Origin of the sequence: Microcoleus sp. AT8-A3 (assembly GCF_036705675.1) — a bacterium.
Classification (GTDB): domain Bacteria; phylum Cyanobacteriota; class Cyanobacteriia; order Cyanobacteriales; family Microcoleaceae; genus Microcoleus.
The window spans coordinates 1-19,425 of record NZ_JAUBVD010000055.1; the positions used below are offsets into that span (position 1 = coordinate 1).

At 45.8% G+C, this 19,425-nt stretch carries 18 protein-coding genes; 8 read left to right on the top strand and 10 right to left on the bottom strand.

What is annotated here, in order from left to right; translation table 11 throughout:
- Positions 1 to 573: 573 nt before the first annotated feature.
- Positions 574 to 792, bottom strand: a complete 219-nt coding sequence (locus QUB51_RS24220) for a hypothetical protein (RefSeq protein ID WP_333055486.1) — start codon at positions 790 to 792, stop codon at positions 574 to 576.
- Positions 793 to 1,678: 886 nt separating this feature from the next.
- Between QUB51_RS24220 and scpB the strand changes: the two genes are divergently transcribed.
- Positions 1,679 to 2,194, top strand: a complete 516-nt coding sequence (gene scpB, locus QUB51_RS24225) for an SMC-Scp complex subunit ScpB (protein ID WP_333055484.1) — start codon at positions 1,679 to 1,681, stop codon at positions 2,192 to 2,194.
- Between the two features lie 42 nt (positions 2,195 to 2,236).
- On the top strand, positions 2,237 to 2,584 hold the full coding sequence (locus QUB51_RS24230) for a DUF760 domain-containing protein (protein WP_015177249.1): 348 nt from the start codon (positions 2,237 to 2,239) through the stop codon (positions 2,582 to 2,584).
- Positions 2,585 to 2,909: 325 nt separating this feature from the next.
- Here the strand turns inward: QUB51_RS24230 and QUB51_RS24235 are convergent, their stop codons facing one another.
- Positions 2,910 to 4,130 (bottom strand): HhoA/HhoB/HtrA family serine endopeptidase, encoded by a 1,221-nt coding sequence (locus QUB51_RS24235; RefSeq protein ID WP_333208983.1) that lies wholly within the window; start codon positions 4,128 to 4,130, stop codon positions 2,910 to 2,912.
- 304 nt (positions 4,131 to 4,434) lie between these two features.
- On the opposite strand from QUB51_RS24235, the gene QUB51_RS24240 reads away from it, so the two are divergent.
- On the top strand, positions 4,435 to 5,358 hold the full coding sequence (locus QUB51_RS24240) for a M23 family metallopeptidase (protein ID WP_333055482.1): 924 nt from the start codon (positions 4,435 to 4,437) through the stop codon (positions 5,356 to 5,358).
- A 298-nt stretch (positions 5,359 to 5,656) separates the two neighbouring features.
- Here the strand turns inward: QUB51_RS24240 and QUB51_RS24245 are convergent, their stop codons facing one another.
- Positions 5,657 to 5,866: a hypothetical protein gene (locus tag QUB51_RS24245; protein WP_333055481.1), complete on the bottom strand. Its 210-nt coding sequence runs from the start codon at positions 5,864 to 5,866 to the stop codon at positions 5,657 to 5,659.
- A gap of 303 nt (positions 5,867 to 6,169) precedes the next feature.
- Positions 6,170 to 8,584, bottom strand: coding sequence for a calcium-binding protein (locus QUB51_RS24250; RefSeq protein ID WP_333263594.1), 2,415 nt, complete (start codon positions 8,582 to 8,584; stop codon positions 6,170 to 6,172).
- Positions 8,585 to 8,714: 130 nt separating this feature from the next.
- Between QUB51_RS24250 and QUB51_RS24255 the strand changes: the two genes are divergently transcribed.
- Positions 8,715 to 9,293, top strand: coding sequence for a hypothetical protein (locus QUB51_RS24255; RefSeq protein WP_333263597.1), 579 nt, complete (start codon positions 8,715 to 8,717; stop codon positions 9,291 to 9,293).
- Between the two features lie 85 nt (positions 9,294 to 9,378).
- Here the strand turns inward: QUB51_RS24255 and QUB51_RS24260 are convergent, their stop codons facing one another.
- The 3 genes from QUB51_RS24260 to purS all read right to left on the bottom strand — a co-directional run bounded on the left by QUB51_RS24260 (position 9,379) and on the right by purS (position 11,679).
- A complete protein-coding gene (locus QUB51_RS24260) occupies positions 9,379 to 10,182 on the bottom strand; it encodes a DUF4058 family protein (protein WP_333263600.1) in 804 nt (267 codons plus the stop codon).
- Between the two features lie 192 nt (positions 10,183 to 10,374).
- Entirely contained in the window at positions 10,375 to 11,076 is a 702-nt protein-coding gene (gene purQ / locus QUB51_RS24265; RefSeq protein ID WP_333055477.1) for a phosphoribosylformylglycinamidine synthase subunit PurQ, read from the bottom strand.
- A 318-nt stretch (positions 11,077 to 11,394) separates the two neighbouring features.
- Entirely contained in the window at positions 11,395 to 11,679 is a 285-nt protein-coding gene (purS, locus tag QUB51_RS24270) for a phosphoribosylformylglycinamidine synthase subunit PurS (protein ID WP_333055476.1), read from the bottom strand.
- Between the two features lie 143 nt (positions 11,680 to 11,822).
- Here purS and QUB51_RS24275 point away from each other — a divergent pair, with 143 nt between their 5' ends.
- The gene (locus QUB51_RS24275; protein ID WP_333055475.1) at positions 11,823 to 12,215 is read left to right on the top strand and encodes a Fur family transcriptional regulator; all 393 of its coding nucleotides are present in this window, start codon (positions 11,823 to 11,825) and stop codon (positions 12,213 to 12,215) included.
- Between the two features lie 439 nt (positions 12,216 to 12,654).
- Here the strand turns inward: QUB51_RS24275 and QUB51_RS24280 are convergent, their stop codons facing one another.
- From QUB51_RS24280 to QUB51_RS24290, 3 genes are all read right to left on the bottom strand, one after another.
- The gene (locus QUB51_RS24280) at positions 12,655 to 14,865 is read right to left on the bottom strand and encodes a peptidase domain-containing ABC transporter (RefSeq protein WP_333263603.1); all 2,211 of its coding nucleotides are present in this window, start codon (positions 14,863 to 14,865) and stop codon (positions 12,655 to 12,657) included.
- A 135-nt stretch (positions 14,866 to 15,000) separates the two neighbouring features.
- Positions 15,001 to 15,183, bottom strand: coding sequence for a hypothetical protein (locus QUB51_RS24285; protein WP_333055473.1), 183 nt, complete (start codon positions 15,181 to 15,183; stop codon positions 15,001 to 15,003).
- 169 nt (positions 15,184 to 15,352) lie between these two features.
- Complete coding sequence (locus QUB51_RS24290) at positions 15,353 to 15,580, bottom strand: secretion protein HlyD (RefSeq protein WP_333055472.1); 228 nt, start codon at positions 15,578 to 15,580, stop codon at positions 15,353 to 15,355.
- A 387-nt stretch (positions 15,581 to 15,967) separates the two neighbouring features.
- Here QUB51_RS24290 and QUB51_RS24295 point away from each other — a divergent pair, with 387 nt between their 5' ends.
- The 3 genes from QUB51_RS24295 (at position 15,968) to QUB51_RS24305 (ending at position 19,331) form a co-directional block, all read left to right on the top strand.
- Entirely contained in the window at positions 15,968 to 17,167 is a 1,200-nt protein-coding gene (locus tag QUB51_RS24295) for an HlyD family efflux transporter periplasmic adaptor subunit (protein ID WP_333208989.1), read from the top strand.
- 152 nt (positions 17,168 to 17,319) lie between these two features.
- Positions 17,320 to 18,330, top strand: a complete 1,011-nt coding sequence (gene trpS / locus QUB51_RS24300) for a tryptophan--tRNA ligase (RefSeq protein ID WP_333234038.1) — start codon at positions 17,320 to 17,322, stop codon at positions 18,328 to 18,330.
- A gap of 110 nt (positions 18,331 to 18,440) precedes the next feature.
- Positions 18,441 to 19,331 (top strand): methylenetetrahydrofolate reductase, encoded by an 891-nt coding sequence (locus QUB51_RS24305; protein ID WP_333263606.1) that lies wholly within the window; start codon positions 18,441 to 18,443, stop codon positions 19,329 to 19,331.
- Positions 19,332 to 19,425 lie beyond the last annotated feature (94 nt).

Here is a 19,425-nt window from a genome sequence, read left to right on the forward strand (position 1 = left end):
TAATAGACCGAGGGCTTGACCTCTCTTTCTACATGGTGATGATGATGACTTAATTCTCTGCAGTCTTCAGGGTTTTTTACCCTTATTTTTTTTCCGTCTCTACAAAGACGCAGTGGGATCACTGGGATACTATTCCTTTTTCCGTTGTTAAAACTCCGGGTTGCTAATCTGAGGGAATAGGAGCTGATTGCGTCTAATTTTCATCAATTCCGCAATAGGTGCATGGCAAAGCTCCCTCCCTACTCCCTCCGCTTCGCTGCGCCCACGATTTACCGTATAATCATTCAAAAGCTACTATGACGGCGTTGCGATCGCCTCGACGACCGTAAGGCTACCGATCTATTTCGGAATTCCCATAAGCTTGAGCTTGTGTCCTTGTAAAATCGCACAACTATCAGCAACTCTAAGCTAAAGCTATTAAAAATATTAAAGTTTTATAATATTAAAGTTTTGAGAAAGTTTTGAGGCGGTCGTCACAAGGGTAACTTTTTTCAAGATTATAGCCTCCTGTTTTACAGTCCTTAAACATTGCTTCGATACCACTGCGACATTTAAACGCTGTTACAGCTTGTTTCAATTTGGCGATATTGGTGAGTCAATACCAGTCTTCATCTTCGCCACTATTTCGATATTTTCGTTGCCCATAACCAGCGACATCAAAACAGCCCAATCCTTGCTGCTGATTTTAACTCCTGTCACATAAAAGCTCGTACCTGCGACTAAACCACCCTCACTCAACCGCTTAAATTCTTCTCCTTCTTCTTGAATATAGCGTCCCTGTTTTACTCTCAAAACACACCTTATGTTCTTTTCACACAGCCCACTTGCCAGCTTAACGATCGCAAATTCAGGCGTTTCCTAAAAGGACCATTTTATATTTTTTTAGCAGACCAAGAATGGGGCAGATTAAGCTTTGTTGTTCTCGGATGTTGCTACAGCCACAGCGAAGGCAATATCTGCTACTACAACGGTAAAGCTCTCTTGTCCCCAATCAGGCTAATCATCAACATATTTTATCTCGCCACTGCGTTCTATCAATGGCGACATTCAACTCTTGTTTCTTTTTAAATTGAGTTCTCCAGATATATTTAAGCACAGGAAACCAAAGCTTTTCAATCTTGAGGATAGGTAGCTTGAGAAACCGTTGAATAGAACGTCGTCGGCTCTCAAACATGATTGGGTATGGCATCAATTTCGCCAATAACTCCATACTCACTTGTTTATGGGTTGGGAGCAGAAAAACTCAAATAGTCACAGTCAAGTATTCGGTGTTTTTGAGCTGCTGTTGGAAACAAATTTGGTATGATTGAGGTAACATTTTTAACTGATGGGGCTTCTTAACAAGACTGACCCCATATTTTTTTACCAAAAATCGGTTCTAGCCCCGTCATCTGTATTGGTTGATATATTTTACCATAAGCTCAGGAGAGCTAGAAACGTTATATATTCCTGCGTCTCGGATTGATATAAAAAAAGAAAATTAATAGTGTAGGTTTTGTTTCTCAACCTAACCTACACTATTAATAATTTGTGTAAGGGGAATGTTTATTCCTAACTCTCATTCTTCACGACACGGAAGTTACGGAAATACGGATAACTGTTGTTTTCCTGATTCCTTCTTCTTTTTTGCTTATTCCTTCTTCTTTCAACCTCCCAATTCCTCGTTACTAATTCCCAAATGACTCGCTTAGCCACAACAATAGAAGCCATACTTTACCTAAAAGGTCAGCCAGTGTCGATCGCAGAAATTGCCGAGATTGCCAAGTGCGATCGAGCCGAAGCCGAAGACGCCATCATCGAACTCATGTCTGACTCGTCCCACCGCGACAGTGCATTAGAAGTCGTCGAAACCCCCACAGGATACAGCCTGCAACTCAGAGAAGAGTTTGCCAGTTTAATGCAAACTTTAATACCTCCAGAATTAGGTGTGGGAGCTTTGCGAACGCTGGCTGCGATCGCCCTCAAAGGCGGCATCGCTCAGCCAGACTTAGTTAACTTGCGAGGTTCAGGCGCTTACCAACAAGTGCAGGAACTTGTAGAGATGGGTTTCGTCCGCAAACGGCGACCGAGTGAGGGGCGGTCATATTGGTTACAAGTTACCGAGAAATTTCATCGGTACTTTCAAGTAGACCAACTGCCAAAACAATTGCAACTTGACTTTCAGGCAAATTTGTACCCAAGCAATGACGAGTAGTTTGAAGTAGAATGTAACCAGCCAGAAATTAAGAATCGCCAAATGGTTTTTCACCCTGACTTTGACACATCCAATGCCCAACAAACCGCAGTCAATCCACTGCTGAAGTACCTCCAACACCAATCCCCGGAGGTTCTAGCCCGCGTCGCCAAGTCTGTGAGCCCCGACATCAGAGAAATAATCTCTCATAACGTTCAAGGACTTGTCGGCGTTTTGCCTTCCGAAAATTTTAACGTCGAAATTACCACGGATCGCGAAAACTTAGCAGGTTTGCTAGCTTCAGCGATGATGACAGGCTATTTTTTGAGGCAAATGGAGCAAAGGATGCACCTAGAAGAAAATTTAGCAAGCACCAGCTCGATTAAACCAAACTCACCCAAAGACAAGTAAAAAAATCAACGGGTTGGGGAAGCAAGAAAGATGAAAGTTGTTCAGAAAAATCCATAATCCTGAATCATGGAGGCACAGGGAATTAAGAAACCGGGCTGTTAACCGGCTATCCCTCGCGCTACACCGAGGATTTTGGTAAAAAAACCCGGTTACTGCTTCTAGGACTATAAAGCATCAGATTCATCTTCCATCCTCCACCCTTGCAACTAATACCAATTTAAAAAAAGAATGCAACTGCTGATAAGCTCCAAATCCTTATGCAGTAAGTCATTCTTAATTATTTAATCGAAAATCGAAAATCGAAAATCGAAAATCGAAAATGGTATTACCCACCGGCGGAGCTACCCGATAGGGGAAAAGCACCCGGACGTACTTTAATATTCTGAACTTGACCCAAACGGTTAATTTCCAGTTCGAGTTCTTTGCCCACAACCGTGTTTTCCACCCGTTCTTGCACGTCACCGGGAGTGTTAACCGCAATTCCGTCAACTTTTTGAATGACATCTCCGGGACGCAAGTCTGCTTTTTGAGCGGGGGAATTTTCCACGACTCGCGCCACGGCTACGCCTTGATCGAGGGTAATTTTATTATTATCGAGCTGTTTGTTGAGTTCTGCCTTGGTGGCGGCAGTCAAGCTGACCATTTGAATGCCGAGATAGGGATGTTCGGCTTTACCTTTGGCGAATAGCTGATCGGAAACTCGTTTGGCGGTTTCGATCGGAATTGCAAATCCCAAGCCTTGAGCGTCCGCGCGGATAGCGGTATTGATGCCAATTACTTCGCCTTGGTCATTCAGCAGCGGGCCACCAGAATTGCCGGGGTTGATGGCAGCATCGGTTTGGATGAAGCGGACTCGCTTGTCGGGGATGCCGACTTGGGAACTCGATCGACCCGTAGCGCTGATAATGCCCACAGTCACGGTATTGTCGAGACCTAAAGGATTGCCGATCGCGATCGCCCACTGTCCCGGTACAATATTGTCCGATCGACCCAAAGCCACCTGCGGCAGTTCCTTAGCATTAATCTTAACCACAGCCACATCCGTCAGCGGATCGACTCCCTGCACCTTACCCTCAAACTCGCGGCCGTCTTTGAGCGTCACCTTAACAGTATCAGTCCCGGAGACAACGTGAGCATTAGTAACGATGCGGCCGTCAGAAGTGAGAATAAACCCGGAACCGGTACCTCTCTTGACTCGTTCTTCCGGCTGTGGCAAATTCTCCCCAAAAAACCGACGAAACAAAGGATTTTTGAATGCTTCCGGCACTTGATTCGCCACCTTGCTTGATGCGTCAATCCGCACTACAGCCGGGCCGACTTTTTCGGCTGCTTCAGCAATAAAATTGGGATTGCTGCGATCGACTGCCCGATTTTCCAGAACTGGAGGAGACGAATAGGGGGGGATTTGCTGGCGTACTACTGGCAAAACCAATCCGGTTTCCAGATTGTTTGAGCCTTGCAGATAGCGATTTCCCAACCATCCCATACCTCCGCCGATTGACAGCAGAGTCACATAAAGGGTCGCTTGCTTAAAAGATAAACTCATTTAATAACTCCCGCTAAATACCTCATCCCCGCAGACAGGTTCCGAATCAAGCATTTTTGTCTTGGCGACGGGAAGGAAGCGGGGCGGGGCGTACCGCTTCCTCAAGAACATAGCTGTTAACAGGCCGGCGCCCATCGGCATTACAGGCAATTTTGCCGGATTTGCCTAGAGCGAATCAAACTAATAATTCTCATCCTAACTTGGCTTAGCCTGGGATTTACACTCTGGGGGGTGGCTAGAGCTTTCAAATATGCAATTTTACAGGATTTTAAAATTGTCAACTGTCCGAAAGGAATACTTTTTTATGTACATAATGACTTTTAAACGCTTATTTCCGCTGATTTTTGCACTAATTTGGTCGATCGCACCCGTTGAGAAAACGGCGGCAAATACCGAAATCCCACCTGCAAATCTTCCTTTAGGTACACCTGTAGAAAACCCCGACCCCGCCCGCGATTGCCCGAGTCCGGCTATGTCTCGGTTGCGTCGCCACACTGTGGCCCAGGGCGAGACAATAGAAAGCATCGCGCGGCAGTACAATGTGATTCCTGCGGCGCTGATCGGGATAAATCCGACGTTGCGGGGCGGTGGAGTATCTGCTGGAAGTGCGATCATCATTCCTCCGTACAGTGGCATCGAGGTAGAAGTGCCTGCAGGCTCGAATTGGCAAAAACTGGCAGAAGCTTACAAAGTGCCCGCAGATTTGCTATTTGAGGCGAACGGGTGCAGGCCGTTGGGGAAAACGGTGTTTGTGCCTGCGGTGAATAGGTCGATCGGGCCTTCTATCAATCCCGATGCAACGCCATCGGTGCAAGGATTTCCGCTGCCTGCCCCAGCAGTAGCAGCTTTGCGTTACGGGCGGCAATTGCATCCGGCGCGGCGCGAATTTTTTTTCCACAGCGGCGTAGATTTTTTGGCGTCGGAGGGTACGCAGGTTTTGGCTGCAGGCGAGGGGACTGTCGCCTTTGCCGGGCCGCAGGGGGATTACGGGAATTTAGTGGTGGTGAACCATGAAGCGGGGAAGCAAACGCGCTACGCTCATTTGAAAGATATTGCGGTCAAAGTCGGTCAAAAAGTGGAGTCTGGAGAAGTTTTGGGAACTGTCGGGACGACGGGAAAACGGGACATTCCGCCATCTCATTTGCATTTTGAAGTTCGGTACAATTCGGGTTTGGGTTGGGTTGCTGAAGACCCGCTGCTTTATTTGCAAGCGACTATTAAAAAATAGGATTGTTAGTGTGCTGGGGGGTGACAACCCGCCCCAAATCCAGACTGGATAAGGATTGATTTGTGTTGTGGTTAAAAAAGATAGGCAGCAGAATTATTACACGATTGCCTATCCCAAAAAATATTTTACCAACATTTTACCAGGCTCAATTACAAAAACAACTGACGCAAACCCCGTTTATTTTACTCACAATCTTTTTGAACCTGATACAATCTGAGAAACAAGTAACGATCGCACTAATCGGGTTTCCATTAATCACTTATTGGTGAACAACTTATTGCCCGATCGCACATTTCTCTCAAATTCGATCGCCCATCAACCAAAAACTCGATCGCCCGTTTCCCAAAAAGTCGATCGCCCATAAACCAAAAATCCGATCGCACATTTCTCTCAAATTCGATCGCCCTGAAACCGAGTGAAAATTTGTCTGCTTTGTGACACAGCCCGCCGGGGGTTGAAACCCCCGTCTCATAGCTAAAGTCGGTTGAAACCGACTGAAAATTCGCATGAAACCGATACACATCAACTAACTCTTCAGTCCTCTTTCAGAGGACTTTCGCTATGAGACAGGGGTTTCAACCCCTGGCGGACTCGGCAACGAACCAACTAGCCCGGACTGCGCGGAAAAACTAAGGGACTAACAAATCAAATTCGATCGCACATTTCTCTCAAATTCGATCGCCCATCAACCCAAAAATCCGATCGCCCATCCACCAAAAACTCGATCGCCCTTAAACCAACTCCACATCACACTGAAATTCCAAATGATGACTGTAGGGGCGGTGCCCCCGTGCCCGCCCGACTATATCAATTATCGCCGCCGTGTCAAACCATCTACCGAACTAACCGTATAGACATTAGGCAAAAAGTCAACATTTGGACCTGAAGCTTCTAGAAGATCGAATGATTGTGGACGATAATTAACAGTATCAAATAGTTCTCCTCCCCCTACAGTCCCAATCGAAACCTCTAATAAATCCTCCCGGCTTGCACTACCCGGTCCTCCTAACTCTGTACCGATATTGGTCAAAGTGAAATTTAACTCTCCTTGACCTTTTTTATCATCTGGAATTAGAAAACTGTTAAGTCCAAGACCTTTTTGAGCAACACCTGTGATATCTATATTTGTGCTATTGTTGTCTGGATTCGAGTATTTGACATTCAGGTTAGCAGTCCCCTGATAAGGAATAGCAGAAGGTTTTACCTCTATTTTTAAGAAGGGAGTGGATGGTGTTGGTGGAGGTGTTACAGGAGTAGTCGAAGGTTCATCACAGAAATCTAGTCCAAGACTCTTTCTGAGCGTCTTCATTCCATCCCCTTTGCTAAATCCAACTGTATTAGCAACCTTGTCGTAAAGCTTGGAAGTGAAGTTATAAGCAATATCTTTTGCTGCACCCCCCACTTGCCCAAAAAGATCATTAGCAGCTATCTTACCATATGTCTTAACTACATTACCAGCCAGTTCGCTTCTTTCTGTAACAAAATTGATTGCCTTTCTCGTTACTTTCAATACACCAGCTTGGAGAGGACGCGCAGCATTACCGAGTGCACTACCTTTAGCCAATAGTTTACCGAAAGGAATTAAACCAAAGGCTTCCTCGGCTATATCTCCATCATTACCATTGAGAACAAGGCAAACAGTATCGAACACTTTGACACCAGCAGCGGCTATTTCCAAAGCACCACCTACTGTTGCTCCTATCAGTGCGCTCGTCCCTAATGTCGCTGGAGCCGCCACAGTTCCAACTCCTACCGCGAAAAGGCCTCCAAGAGCAAGGTTATCAGAAACATTATTATTTTCTGAAAGAGCGCAAAGTCCCTTAAATAATTCGCAGGGGGTTATTGGTGTTGGTGTGGCTGGGGTAGTCGGCGTAGTTGGTATTGAGGGGTCACTTGGGCCAACTACGGTACCAATCGTCTCCTCACTACCAGCCCCATTTTTTCGCTTGGCAACGATTGAACCATCATCTTGGCGATCGAAAATTGATTTGCTGGTCGAACCCTGAACCTGAGCCTCCATCCGCTTACCATCAGCACTCATGTTAAGGGTGTGAGCGGGCATACTGCTTTGAGGGCCTGGTTGGTAGCGCAACTCACGAGCGCTGATTTCATCACTCGATTGCTTAATGTTGACAACATATTGACTGCCATCGCTGCCGTTCAAAATGAAATCATAGGTATTCGACCCGGTACTGCGGACAACCGGCGCGTCATAGGTCACAGTCTCTTCTCGGAGGGCAGGGTTAGCATCCAGATTAACGAAGCGACCGCGTAAATCGTCAGGTGCCGCCCCCTGAACAACTCCCAATACTGAATTGGTGGTAGCAACACGGACAATTGTACTTGATCGATTGTTGGCGACCGTTGGTTGAAGAACTAAATCTGCCTCGGTGAGATCGAGATCGATACCAATGAAATCTTCGCTTTTATTAAAGTCTGTCAGAATATCTGCCTCGCTCGCGACAGATGTACCAGTATTAGAGCGCAGCACGAATGTATCGTTTCCAGAGCCACCCGTTAGTGTATCAATGCCAAAATCGCCGATGAGCAGATCGTTACCAGCCTCGCCGTTGAGAAGGTCATTTCCAAGACCGCCCCGCAAAATATCGTTACCTTCGTCCCCAAACAGCGTGTCTTCCCCCTGATTGCCATTGAGAGCATCTATGCCTGCTCCACCGCGCAGTAGATCGTTGCCCTCGCCACCGCTAAGAACGTCATCGCCCTCGTCACCCGCGATCGTATCGGCACCGGCACCGCCGGAGAGCAAATCGTCACCAGCACGACCGGAAATGAAGTCGTTTCCTGCGTTACCACTCAAAAAATCTTCTGCGACAGAGCCTTCTAGTGTATCGTTACCCCCCAGGCCGAGGATACCCTGGATATATTGACCTGACTGATCGGATGTCGCCTTAAACAAGTCGCCACTTTCAGATAAGCGAAAAGCCCGACCATCGCTGAGTTGAGAACTCGATCGCCCGATATCCCCATCAACACTACCGGAGATAAAGTCCTTTCCCGTGTTACCATTCAAAAAGTCTGGCGCGATCGAACTTTCTAGCGTATCGTTGCTTCCCAAGCTAAAGATATTCTGGATATTCTGAGCATTCGATACCGTCTCTTGAGTGGTGGCTTTTTTCGAGCCACAGCCACAATCCGCTTGATTCTTGGCGCTGCTACCGTTCAATATGTCATCGTTCTTGTCCAGCAAAGCTAAATTGTCAGGCATATACTGTTGCTTTGTGTTGGTGATTTAAGAAATCTACCTCACCTGTCTCATCTATGTCATGGCTGAAAAAGCCTGAAAAAGACTGAAAAAGCCCGAAGTTTCCTTAACTTTATATTTCTTCACTTAACCCATGCAGCCCAACGACGATCGCCCGTTGCAAGCCGTCCCTGACGATAACGAATTGCTGAAATTGGTCGATGGTCTAATATTTGAAAAAACAGGTAAACATCTCAACACGCTACAGCAGTTAGTGTTGCAGGGAATGTATGATGGCAAAACCTACGAAGCGATCGCCCGCGACACCCGCTACACTACAAAATATGTCCGAGAAGTCGGCTACAAGCTACTCAAAAGTCTCTCCGCAGTGATGAATGAAGAGATGCAAAAAGGCAATCTCAAAGCTGCGATCGATCGTAGAAATATTAGCAATACCTCCAGTAATAACTCAAATTTCGGTAGAGATTATATTCATCAATACGTTGAATACGTTCAGACACTAAACTTTAACCCCTGTCCTTCTGGGCCTAGCAAATCTGACAACAAATACGCCACTGAATCCAGATTCAAAACTCAGATCGAACGGCTCGAAATTGATGTTGCTGATGTCGTTTGTAAGTTGCACAGTCAAGGTATCGAACCATGCCAAATTGCTCAGTTGCTTGGTCTGCCAGATGTGACGATAGAAACAATATTGCGTGAATTATCATAGTTGTAGGGTGCGTCGCTGGGAGATTTTCTAGTTGATTTAGAGATTGTCGATCGCGACTAACCCTAGGATATAAAGTAAAATATAATTAATTATCTCGAAGTTCTTTTTCTTGCAAAAGTTGGGTAGCCCAAACCCGATCTTCTTCCGATAGAGACGGTACGGGTTCTCGCTCGTAATCGATCCGATAATCATAGCCAGCGCGATCGTAAACACCTGCAAATAATTCTGGTAAGTTAACAATAGGTTCTACATCTTCCTCGCGCAAGGGAAGCGGAAATATAGGTAGAGAATCGCGAAGATTAAAAGCATAAAGTTCGGCAAACGGACGGCGATTACTGGGACTGACCAAAACCCGATAATCGCTTTGAATAGAATTATTAAGAATGGGCATATATTCCCATTTTCGTAGTAAATCAATTTCCACTAAATTGGTTAAGCTACCTAAAATAGTCTGGCGTTTTTTGAGATAAGTAATTCTTCCTTCTCCACTACGTTTGTTCACAGGAGAAAGAATTTCAATTGCAGTGACAACTTGTTTCGTTGCCATTTCTCGCACTTCCAAGTAAGTCTGTTTAATTTTTTCAGGAGCAGGCACTTTAACAGTAGTCGGAAGTGTTATACTTACAGTGGCAACTGAACCTGTAGGAATATTCGGGTTATTAGATTGACGCTTAATCGCGACATCGGGGATACCTACTAAAAGGGAGTCGCTGTTACTGTCATTTGGATCGGTAATTTCATAGATTCGTTTGTCGATTGCAACCTCATATTTAGGCCGAATTTGAGGCATGATGGTATCAGCGATCGCGATAATCAATCGATTGTGAGTTTCCTGCCAGAAATCGGGGTGTTCTAAGTAGGGGTCCATTCCAGGAAAAGGTGAAGGCATAGGACTGTTCTCCGATGTATTGACTCTCAAATCATTTTAGCATTTTAAATTTTGTAGGGTGCGTCGCTGCGAGATTTTCGAGTGTCCCTCAAAAGTAGGGACACGGCAATGCCGTGTCCCTCCAAAAGCAATGCCGTGTCCCTACAAGAGCGACGCACCCTACGGTATCTACAACAATGTCGTAAATATCAACTACAAAACAGCCGCCACAGTAGCCATCAGCAACCCTTGAAACAATTTGACCCCATCAGTTTCGCCCAACATCGGATCGGAAGCCCTCTCAGGATGCGGCATCATTCCTAATACATTGCCTTGGCGATTGCAAATACCGGCAATATTATTTAACGAACCGTTGGGATTCCCAGCATCGCTAATTTTGCCCGCCTCTGTGCAGTAGCGAAACAGCACTTGCTCGTGCTCTTCTAGTTCTGCTAATGTATCCGCATCAGCATAATAATTGCCTTCACCGTGGGCGATCGGCAAATCGATGATTTCACCCGTAGTATAAGCCGCAGTCCAACGAGTATTACCGCGTTCGACTTTCAAAGAAGCGCGATCGCAAATAAAATTCAATCCCGCATTCCGCACCAGAGCACCGGGCAACAAACCAGCTTCAGTCAACACCTGAAAACCGTTGCAGATGCCTAATACAAGCTTTCCTTGTTTAGCGTGTTCCGCCGTAGCCCGCATCGCCGGAGAAAAACGGGCGATCGCGCCGCACCGCAAATAATCTCCGTAACTGAAACCACCGGGAATTACAATGATATCAATATCCGAAATATCGGTATCTTCGTGCCAAATCATGCGAGTTGGTTGGTGCAGTAACCCTTGAGTCACCCACACCACATCGCGATCGCAATTTGAACCCGGAAAAACAATAACTCCAAATTTCATAAGCTCAAGGAAGAAGGAAGAAGGAAGAAGGAAGAGGGAAGAAGGAAGAAGGAAGAAGGAAGAAGGAAGAGGGAAGAAGGAAGAGGGAAGAGGTGTAAACTTAAGACTGAAATCTTATGTTTCTCTCGCTTGTATCTAAGTCTCGATCCCCCTAAATCCCCCTTAAGAAGGGGGACTTTGAGTGTTCCGAATCCCCGCTTTTTAACGAAGACTGTGAATGCTCTTGTCCCCGCTTTTTAGCAAAGACTTTCAGAACCCTCTTGTCCCCCCCTTATTAAGGGGGGTTAGGGGGGATCGAAGAGCTACGGGCGATCGAATTTAGGCCGCCGCTGTCTCCACAGCAACAGGAATTTCAGTCAAATCAAAGCGATAATTTTCAATCACTGGATTGGCCAAAAGTTGGTCGCAAACGCGATCGAGTTGTTCGCGGGCCTGGGACTCACCAGCAGCAGTCAGCGTCAATTCAACGTATTTCCCGATTCGCACACGCTCAACATTGTCGTATCCCATGTGTTGCAAACCAGACTGTACGGCAGTGCCGGCGGGATCTAAAACAGAAGGGCGGAGGGTAACATAGATTTGGGCAAGATATTTCTGAGTCACGGGAATGTTGCGGTAGGTGATGTGAAAGTTAGCCCCATTGTATTCTACAACCGAGCTGCGCGCCGATCGCCATTTGGTTCGCCCAAGTAAGATAGCCTAGAAACAGGGACAGATGTGATTCCAGCAGATTACACAAAAAAATTATGAGAACCAACCGCACCCGCAGTCAGGAGCGTATTTTACACTTGCTCAAGCACTTGAATCGATCGCTCTCAGCGCAAGATATCTACTTAGAACTGCGTAACAGCGACCAAAGCATGGGCCTAGCAACCGTTTACCGTTCCCTCGACGGTTTAAAGCGAGAGGGGTTCGTTCACGTCAGAACTCTCGCTAGTGGCGAGTCTCTCTACGGTGCCGCCCACCAAGACCAACACCACCTAACTTGTCTGGAATGTGGCGCGTCCATTACGATCGACGAATGCCCCGTCCACCACTTAGAAAGCCAACTACAACAATCTCATTCTTTCAAGATTTATTATCACACTTTGGAGTTTTTTGGATTGTGCGATCGATGTACTTTGGCTCAAGAATCTTAGGAGCGCGAATTAAATAACTTACAATTTTAATTGTTATTGTGGGATGGGCGTCCCGCCCGTCCACTCATGACGGGCGGGACGCCCATCCCACTTTCAAGAGTGGAAGTTATTTAATTCTCATTCCTTAGAGAAGTTATTAGTCATGAGTGATATCAATTCCGGTTGCACGAGCGAAATGATTGTTGACTGTTGATTGCTGAGTGTTGACCGAAAGCATCCAGGATACCCGCCACGTGATTCATTCCGAAAGCAGACTCAGGACCGGTGAAATAAAAAACCTGTATCCGATAAAGGAGCCCCCGAATTTATCGGTGGGGTCAATGCTTCAATTCTTTAATCTAAAATCTAAAATCTAAAATCGATTGACTGGGTGTTAAACCGCCGAGGCTGGTTTTGTTTGTGTAGGGACAGATTTCAACCTGTTGTTTTATTAACTAGCTCAAGGATGCAAAAACTCTAAATGGTCTCCTGGAATCGATCGCAATTTTGCAGCCGAGCCTTGCATTTTCAACCTACCCCGTTCTAACATGATAATCCAATCGGCGCGATCGATCACTCGCGGCCTGTGACTGATAAAAATCGTCGTTTTCCCGTGCCGATACATCAACAACTGTTCTAAAACTTCCGCTTCGCTTGCGGGGTCAAGCCCTGCGGTAGATTCGTCTAAAATCAATACGGGTGGGTTGTTGAGAATGGCGCGGGCGATCGCCAATCTCTGTCTTTGTCCGCCAGAAATATTCGCTCCAAACTCCCCTAAAACAGTTTGATATTTATCCGGCAATTGGCTAATAAATTCATCCGCGCCCGCAATTTTACACGCTTTCACAATCTGTTCAAAGCTGATATCTGGACTGCCCAATCGAAAATTTTCTAGAATCGAACGGCTCCAAAAATGCGCTTCTTGGGGAACCAATACTACCTGCTGTCTGAGACTGTCAAGAGACAAATCCTGCAAGTTGTAACCGCCTATTCTAATATTACCAGCTTGCAGCGGGTACAGACCAGCAATTACTTTGGCTAGCGTACTTTTTCCGCAGCCGGAATGGCCGATTAAAGCAATTGCTTGACCGCCGGGAAATGTGACAGAAAAATTTTCCAGCAAATCAAGTCTGCCGGGGTAGTGAAAATTAACACTCTTGCAAACAATACCGTCGCGGTCTTGAATAGTTACAAAAGGTTTATTCGTATTGTCTTTAGTTTCCGGTTCAGCATCGATCACTTCCGACAGCCTTTGAGTTGCTGTCTGCACGCGAGTCATTTCATCAGTAAATCCTACTAGCGAATTTACCCAATTAGTAACGTTTTGATTCATACTAATAAACGCTAGCAACTGACCGATACTCAATACCTTGTCAATCACTAAACCGCTACCAAGCCACAGCAGAGTAATGCTGCCAGCAGAGGCAACAAAACTCGAAAATATATTGTTGAGAATGCCAATTTGTGTAGTGCGGAAAGTCAGCTTTGCTAAGCGACCGAAGCGGGTTTGAAATTCTTCCCAAAGTTGCTGGCCGCTGCTAGTAGTTTTGACCGTCAGCGCGCCTTTAAAAGTTTCTACTAAAACGCCTTGAGTTTCGGCTTCCAACACCAATAAACTGCGCGTTTTTTGCTGCAATGCGGGCAGAAATACCACTGTAGAGGCAGTCATTAACAGAGCTATAGCTGTAGCGGCTAACGTCAGCTCCTTGCTGTAAAATAACATAAAAATAAAAGAAACTACAGCTATAAAAAATTGACTAGGCAAGCTGATAGCGACTTGAGAAACTAATTTATTGATTTCTTGGATATCTTGTAATCTACTGACAATTTCGCCACTGCGTCTAGTTTCGTAAAAACTCAAAGGCAATCGCAGGAATTTGCGCGCGAATTCCATCACCAATCCCAATTCTAAACGCTGGGAAAACTGAGCAATTAAGTTCGATTGTACCAATCCTAAACTGCTGCTAAAAAGGTTCATAACTATAACTGCGATCGCCACGCTTGCCAGGAGTTGTCTGTCTCCCCGCACCAGGATGTCGTCGGTGAGCATTTGAACTAGAAAAGGCGAAGAAATCGACAGCAAACCCAACACCACATTCAGCAAAAATGCTTCCATTAAAATCGGGCGATAAATCCCAATCCGGCGCATCCATTTTTGTAAGGAATTGGCGGGCGGTTGGCCCTCTGCGGCCGCAAAAAAACGCTCAGCATCGGGTTCTACTAGCAAGCACAGCCAATCTGTCCAACCTGCTGCTAATTCTTCTTTGGAAACATAGCGCATACCAACAGCCGGATCGCCGATCGCATATTGGTTGCCCTGTTTTCCGTACAAAACAACCCAGTGAGAGCCGCTCCAGTGAATAATCATCGGTAGAGGGGCATCATCGAGCTTGTCTAAAATTGCAGCGGCTGCTCGCACCGATCGAGCATTAAAGCCGATCGCCTCAGCACCTTGTTTCAAGCCAAGTAAACTCGTCCCTTTTTGGTCGGTGCCCGCACATTCTCGCAAGCGGCTAATAGTAAAATTTTGTCCGTAAAATTTCGCGATCGAAGCCAAACAAGCCGCCCCGCAATCTTCTTCGCTCTGCTGGAGAACAACCTGATATTTCTTAAACCTGTTAACTTGTCCGAATAATGGCACTTTGCCGATCAAAGGGATGTTCTTTAACATTTTGCAAAATGAATAATGGTAGAGCATAAAGAAGATTACTCATCACCAACTACCCAATCAGCAAAAAGCACCCATAAAGTTATGGGTGCTTTCTCGATTCCACAGTTATAAATCTGAATTGACTAGCACTAAACTTTAGTAGTAGGCGTAGCGGACTACTCTTCTGTATGAACCGTCGTAATTCCGGCGGTACACGACCCAACTGCGCCGCTGCCGGTGACAATTGTATCGATTGGCATAATAGTGACCGCCGTTGACGCTAGCTGATTCTTCAGATGTAAGTTCAGCAAACAGTGAATTGTCCTTTGTTTCTTTCATGATTGGACTCCGTTTAACTTAATAAAATTGAAGGAAAACTAGAAATATTATTTAATTTCTAGACCCTAGTGTAAATACTGAGTAATACTTCTTGTGGTTCTGTACGACCTCCGGAATACTACTGATAAAATTTCAAAATTTACTCGATCGCACAACTTGACTCAGCTATCTAAACCACTAGGGTTGGGTAAGGGCGATCGCGGCTCGGATCGTACAGATAAAACTGCCTAGGCGGTGGCAGGAAAAACAGCATATTCAGGCCATAGCTGCTGCTGTTATCCGTCTCGCTGTTGTTATTAGCGCTACTAACACCGCTGGTAATGCAGCCACCGTTGACAGTAGCAGATTCTCCATCGGTTAGTTCGATGAAGAGTGAACCTTGTTGGTTTTCTGGCATAAATAACTCCTATTGATACCTATGTACTTACTTACTACCTACGCATACAGTAAAAACCCGGTAACAGCGCCAAAAGTTATGGCGGAAACGCCGTATTTTCATGACCGCGAATTTCTTCATGTGATACCCGCCACGTGATTTATCCGTGCAATCAATCCCAAATCGAAAATCCTCAAGAAAGAGCATTTATCTCGCGCAAGTCAATCCAAAATCTAAAATCTAAAATCTAAAATCGAATGACAGTAGCCCGCTGGCTTCACTCCTCTTGATATTTGGCGAACTTTGTGGGTGGGAACGGCAAAGCTGTGCGGATTTTTACCTTTACCCTGTGAATTTTGATTTAGACTTCTAAACCTATTCTTGGTTTCCGGAAAGGTGAGAGTAAAAGTGACAAAAGAAATCAGCGATCTCTCCCTCTTCCCCAACTCAAAACTCCAAACTCCAAACTATTCCCCTCTCCCCCTTGCCGCCATGTCTCTGACTCCCGAAGCCACACCCGCTGAAACCTTTGATAACGACCAGTTTTTGCCCCCTGTCAGCCGCTGGACGACTTTGGGGGGCATTTTGATGGTGGCGACCTTTGGCGGGGCGATCGCCCTTGCTAGCGTCACCAAATACAGCGCTACAGTCAAAGCAGACGCGATCGTCCGTCCAGCCGGAGAAGTGCGCGTCGTGCAAGCCGCCACCGAAGGAACCGTCGAAAGCATTGCTGTCAGCGAGAATCAGAGAGTACAAGAAGGAGATGCGATCGCAGTTGTAGATGCTTCGCGTTTGGGCGCTCAACAACAGCAGTTACAAGAAATAATTAATCAGTCTCAAACCACAGCACAGCAAATCAACCAGCAACTTCGCGACTTAGAAAATCAAATTTTGGCCAGCGCCCAATTTAAAAGCATCCAAAGTGAAACTTCCGCCCAACAGGAATTAATCGAATCCGCTTTAGTAAAAATCGCCACACCGCTGCCGGATGTCGCCGAGAGACTGGGCCGAAGTCGGCGGGTTTTGCTCGTCAAGCGATCGTCCATTCAACAACAATTAATTCAAGCTAAAAAAGAACTAAATCAAATTGAGTTAAAACTCGAAAATAGCGTGATCCGCACGCCCACGGATGGTACAATTCTCAGATTGGAAGTACGAAATACTGGTCAAACCGTACAAGCCGGCAGTGCGATCGCCCAAATCGTCCCCAGCGACGTACCCCTGGTAGTCAAAGCCAAGGTGACATCCCAAGACATCGCCCGCATCCAAATCGGTCAACCCGTACAGATCAGGATTTCGGCTTTACCTTTCCCCGATTACGGCACATTAAAAGGCACTGTCAGCGAAATCGCCCCAGATGCGATCGCCCCTCAAAATCCCACTAATAATTTAGGTACAGCTTATTACGAAGTGGCAATTAAGCCCGAACAAACTTATTTAACAAAACTCAAATCCGCCAAGGGCCAATTCTTCGGCAACCCCCAGGCTAATGTCCCCCGCCAGTATTCGATTCAATCGGGAATGGAAGGCAGAGCCGATATTATTACCGGCGAAGAAACTATTCTGACATTTGTTTTGCGGAAAGCAAGGTTGCTGACAGATTGGTAATTAGTCAGTTGTCAGTTGTCAGTCGTCAGTTGTTAGTTGTCAGTCAACAGTCAGCAGTCAGCAGTCAGCAGTCAACCGCCAGAAAATTAGTGGCTCTGAAATTGAAATAACGTGTCAATATAGAAATGTGAGTTCAATTCTATTCTTTCCTCATGGGCAAACAGCGCGTTCTTTCTGGAGTTCAGCCAACCGGCAATCTTCACCTAGGCAATTATCTCGGTGCCATTCGCAACTGGGTAGAAAATCAAAGTCAGTACGAAAATTACTTCTGCGTAGTCGATTTGCACGCAATTACCGCACCGCACAATCCAGCAACTCTAGCCTCCGACACTTACACGATCGCCGCACTCTATTTAGCTTGCGGCATCGATTTAGAATATTCTACTATTTTCGTGCAATCCCACGTCTCGGCGCACACAGAACTAGCATGGCTGCTCAACTGTATTACGCCGATTAACTGGCTCGAAGATATGATTCAGTTTAAAGAAAAAGCAGTTAAACAAGGCGAAAATGTCAACGCTGGTTTGCTAAATTATCCGGTGTTAATGGCAGCAGACATTTTGCTTTACGATGCCGACAAAGTGCCAGTGGGAGAAGACCAAAAACAGCATTTGGAACTCACCCGCGATATTGTCATCAGATTAAATCACCAATTCGGCACACCCGAAAAGCCCGTATTGAAACTTCCCGAACCCTTAATTCGGACTGACGGTGCGAGGGTGATGAGTTTGACAGATGGCACGCGCAAAATGTCGAAATCTGACCCTTCCGAACAAAGTCGAATTAATTTATTGGATTCGCCAGATGCGATCGCCAAAAAAATCAAGCGCTGCAAAACCGATGCCGTGCGCGGTTTGACTTTTGACGACCCCGATCGCCCCGAAGCTAGAAATTTGCTGACACTTTATCTCCTGCTTTCCGGCAAATCTAAGGAAGAAGTAGCCACAGAATGTGAAAACATGGGTTGGGGAGATTTTAAACCCTTGCTGACAGAGACGACAATTAATGCCCTCAAACCAATTCAGGATAAATACAAGGAAATAATCGACGATCCGGGATATTTAGAGTCTGTACTACGTCGTGGAAGAGAACAAGCAGAAGCTATTGCTAATCAAACTCTAACTAAGGTTAAGACAGCTTTCGGTTATTCTTTACCTGTTTAGTGGTTTGTGGTTAGTTGTTATTGGTTACTGGTTAAGAATAACAACTGCCAACTGTCAACTAACAACTGTCAACTGTCAAATAACAAATAACCAATAACAGAAAAATAATCATGAACCGTTTTCGCACAGCCTGCACCACCCCCGGAGAATTTATAATTACCGCCGAAGTGGCCCCGCCAAAAGGTGGCGACATGACTCACACAATTCAAATGGCCCAACGCCTCAAAAACAGAGTGCACGCCATTAATATCACCGACGGGAGTCGCGCAGTGATGCGAATGTGCCCCCTAGCAGTTTCGGCAATTTTAGTGCAGCACGGAATTGAGCCAATTTGTCAAGTTGCTTGTCGCGATCGCAATCAAATTGGTCTGCAAGCCGATCTCATGGGAGCCCACGCTTTAGGCATCCGCAATGTATTAGCACTTACAGGCGATCCCGTCAAAGCGGGCGACCATCCTAAAGCAAAAAGTGTATTCGACTTGGAATCAGTACGACTGTTGCAAGTCATTCAAAAAATGAATGGCGGCAAAGACTGGAATGACAAACCTTTAACAGACGGATTTACCGATTTATTTGTCGGTGCTGCCGTCGATCCGCAATGCCCCAGTTGGTCTGGTTTACAAAGTAGATTTGAGAAAAAAGTAGAGGCTGGAGCACAGTTTTTTCAGAGTCAATTAATAACAGATTTTGAACTTTTAGATAAGTTTATGCACAATATTGCTGCGGGCTGCAACAAGCCAGTTTTAGCAGGAATATTTTTGTTTAAATCAGCTAAAAATGCTGAATTTATTAAAAAATACGTGCCGGGAGTTCACATCCCACAAGAGACGATCGATCGTTTAGCAAAATCTCCAGAACCCTTGCAGGAAGGCATAAAAATTGCTGCCGAACAAGTCAAGCTAGCGCGGCAGATTTGTCAAGGAGTTCACATGATGGCCGTCAAACGAGAAGATTTAATTCCTCAAATTTTGGATTTGGCGGGAATCGAGCCACTGAGCTAAAATTAACCCACGGGGCGGGTTTGAGCAACCATCAATGTTCTAAAACTAACGATCTCGTAAACCCGCCCACCCCGCTACCATTTTGAACATCAAT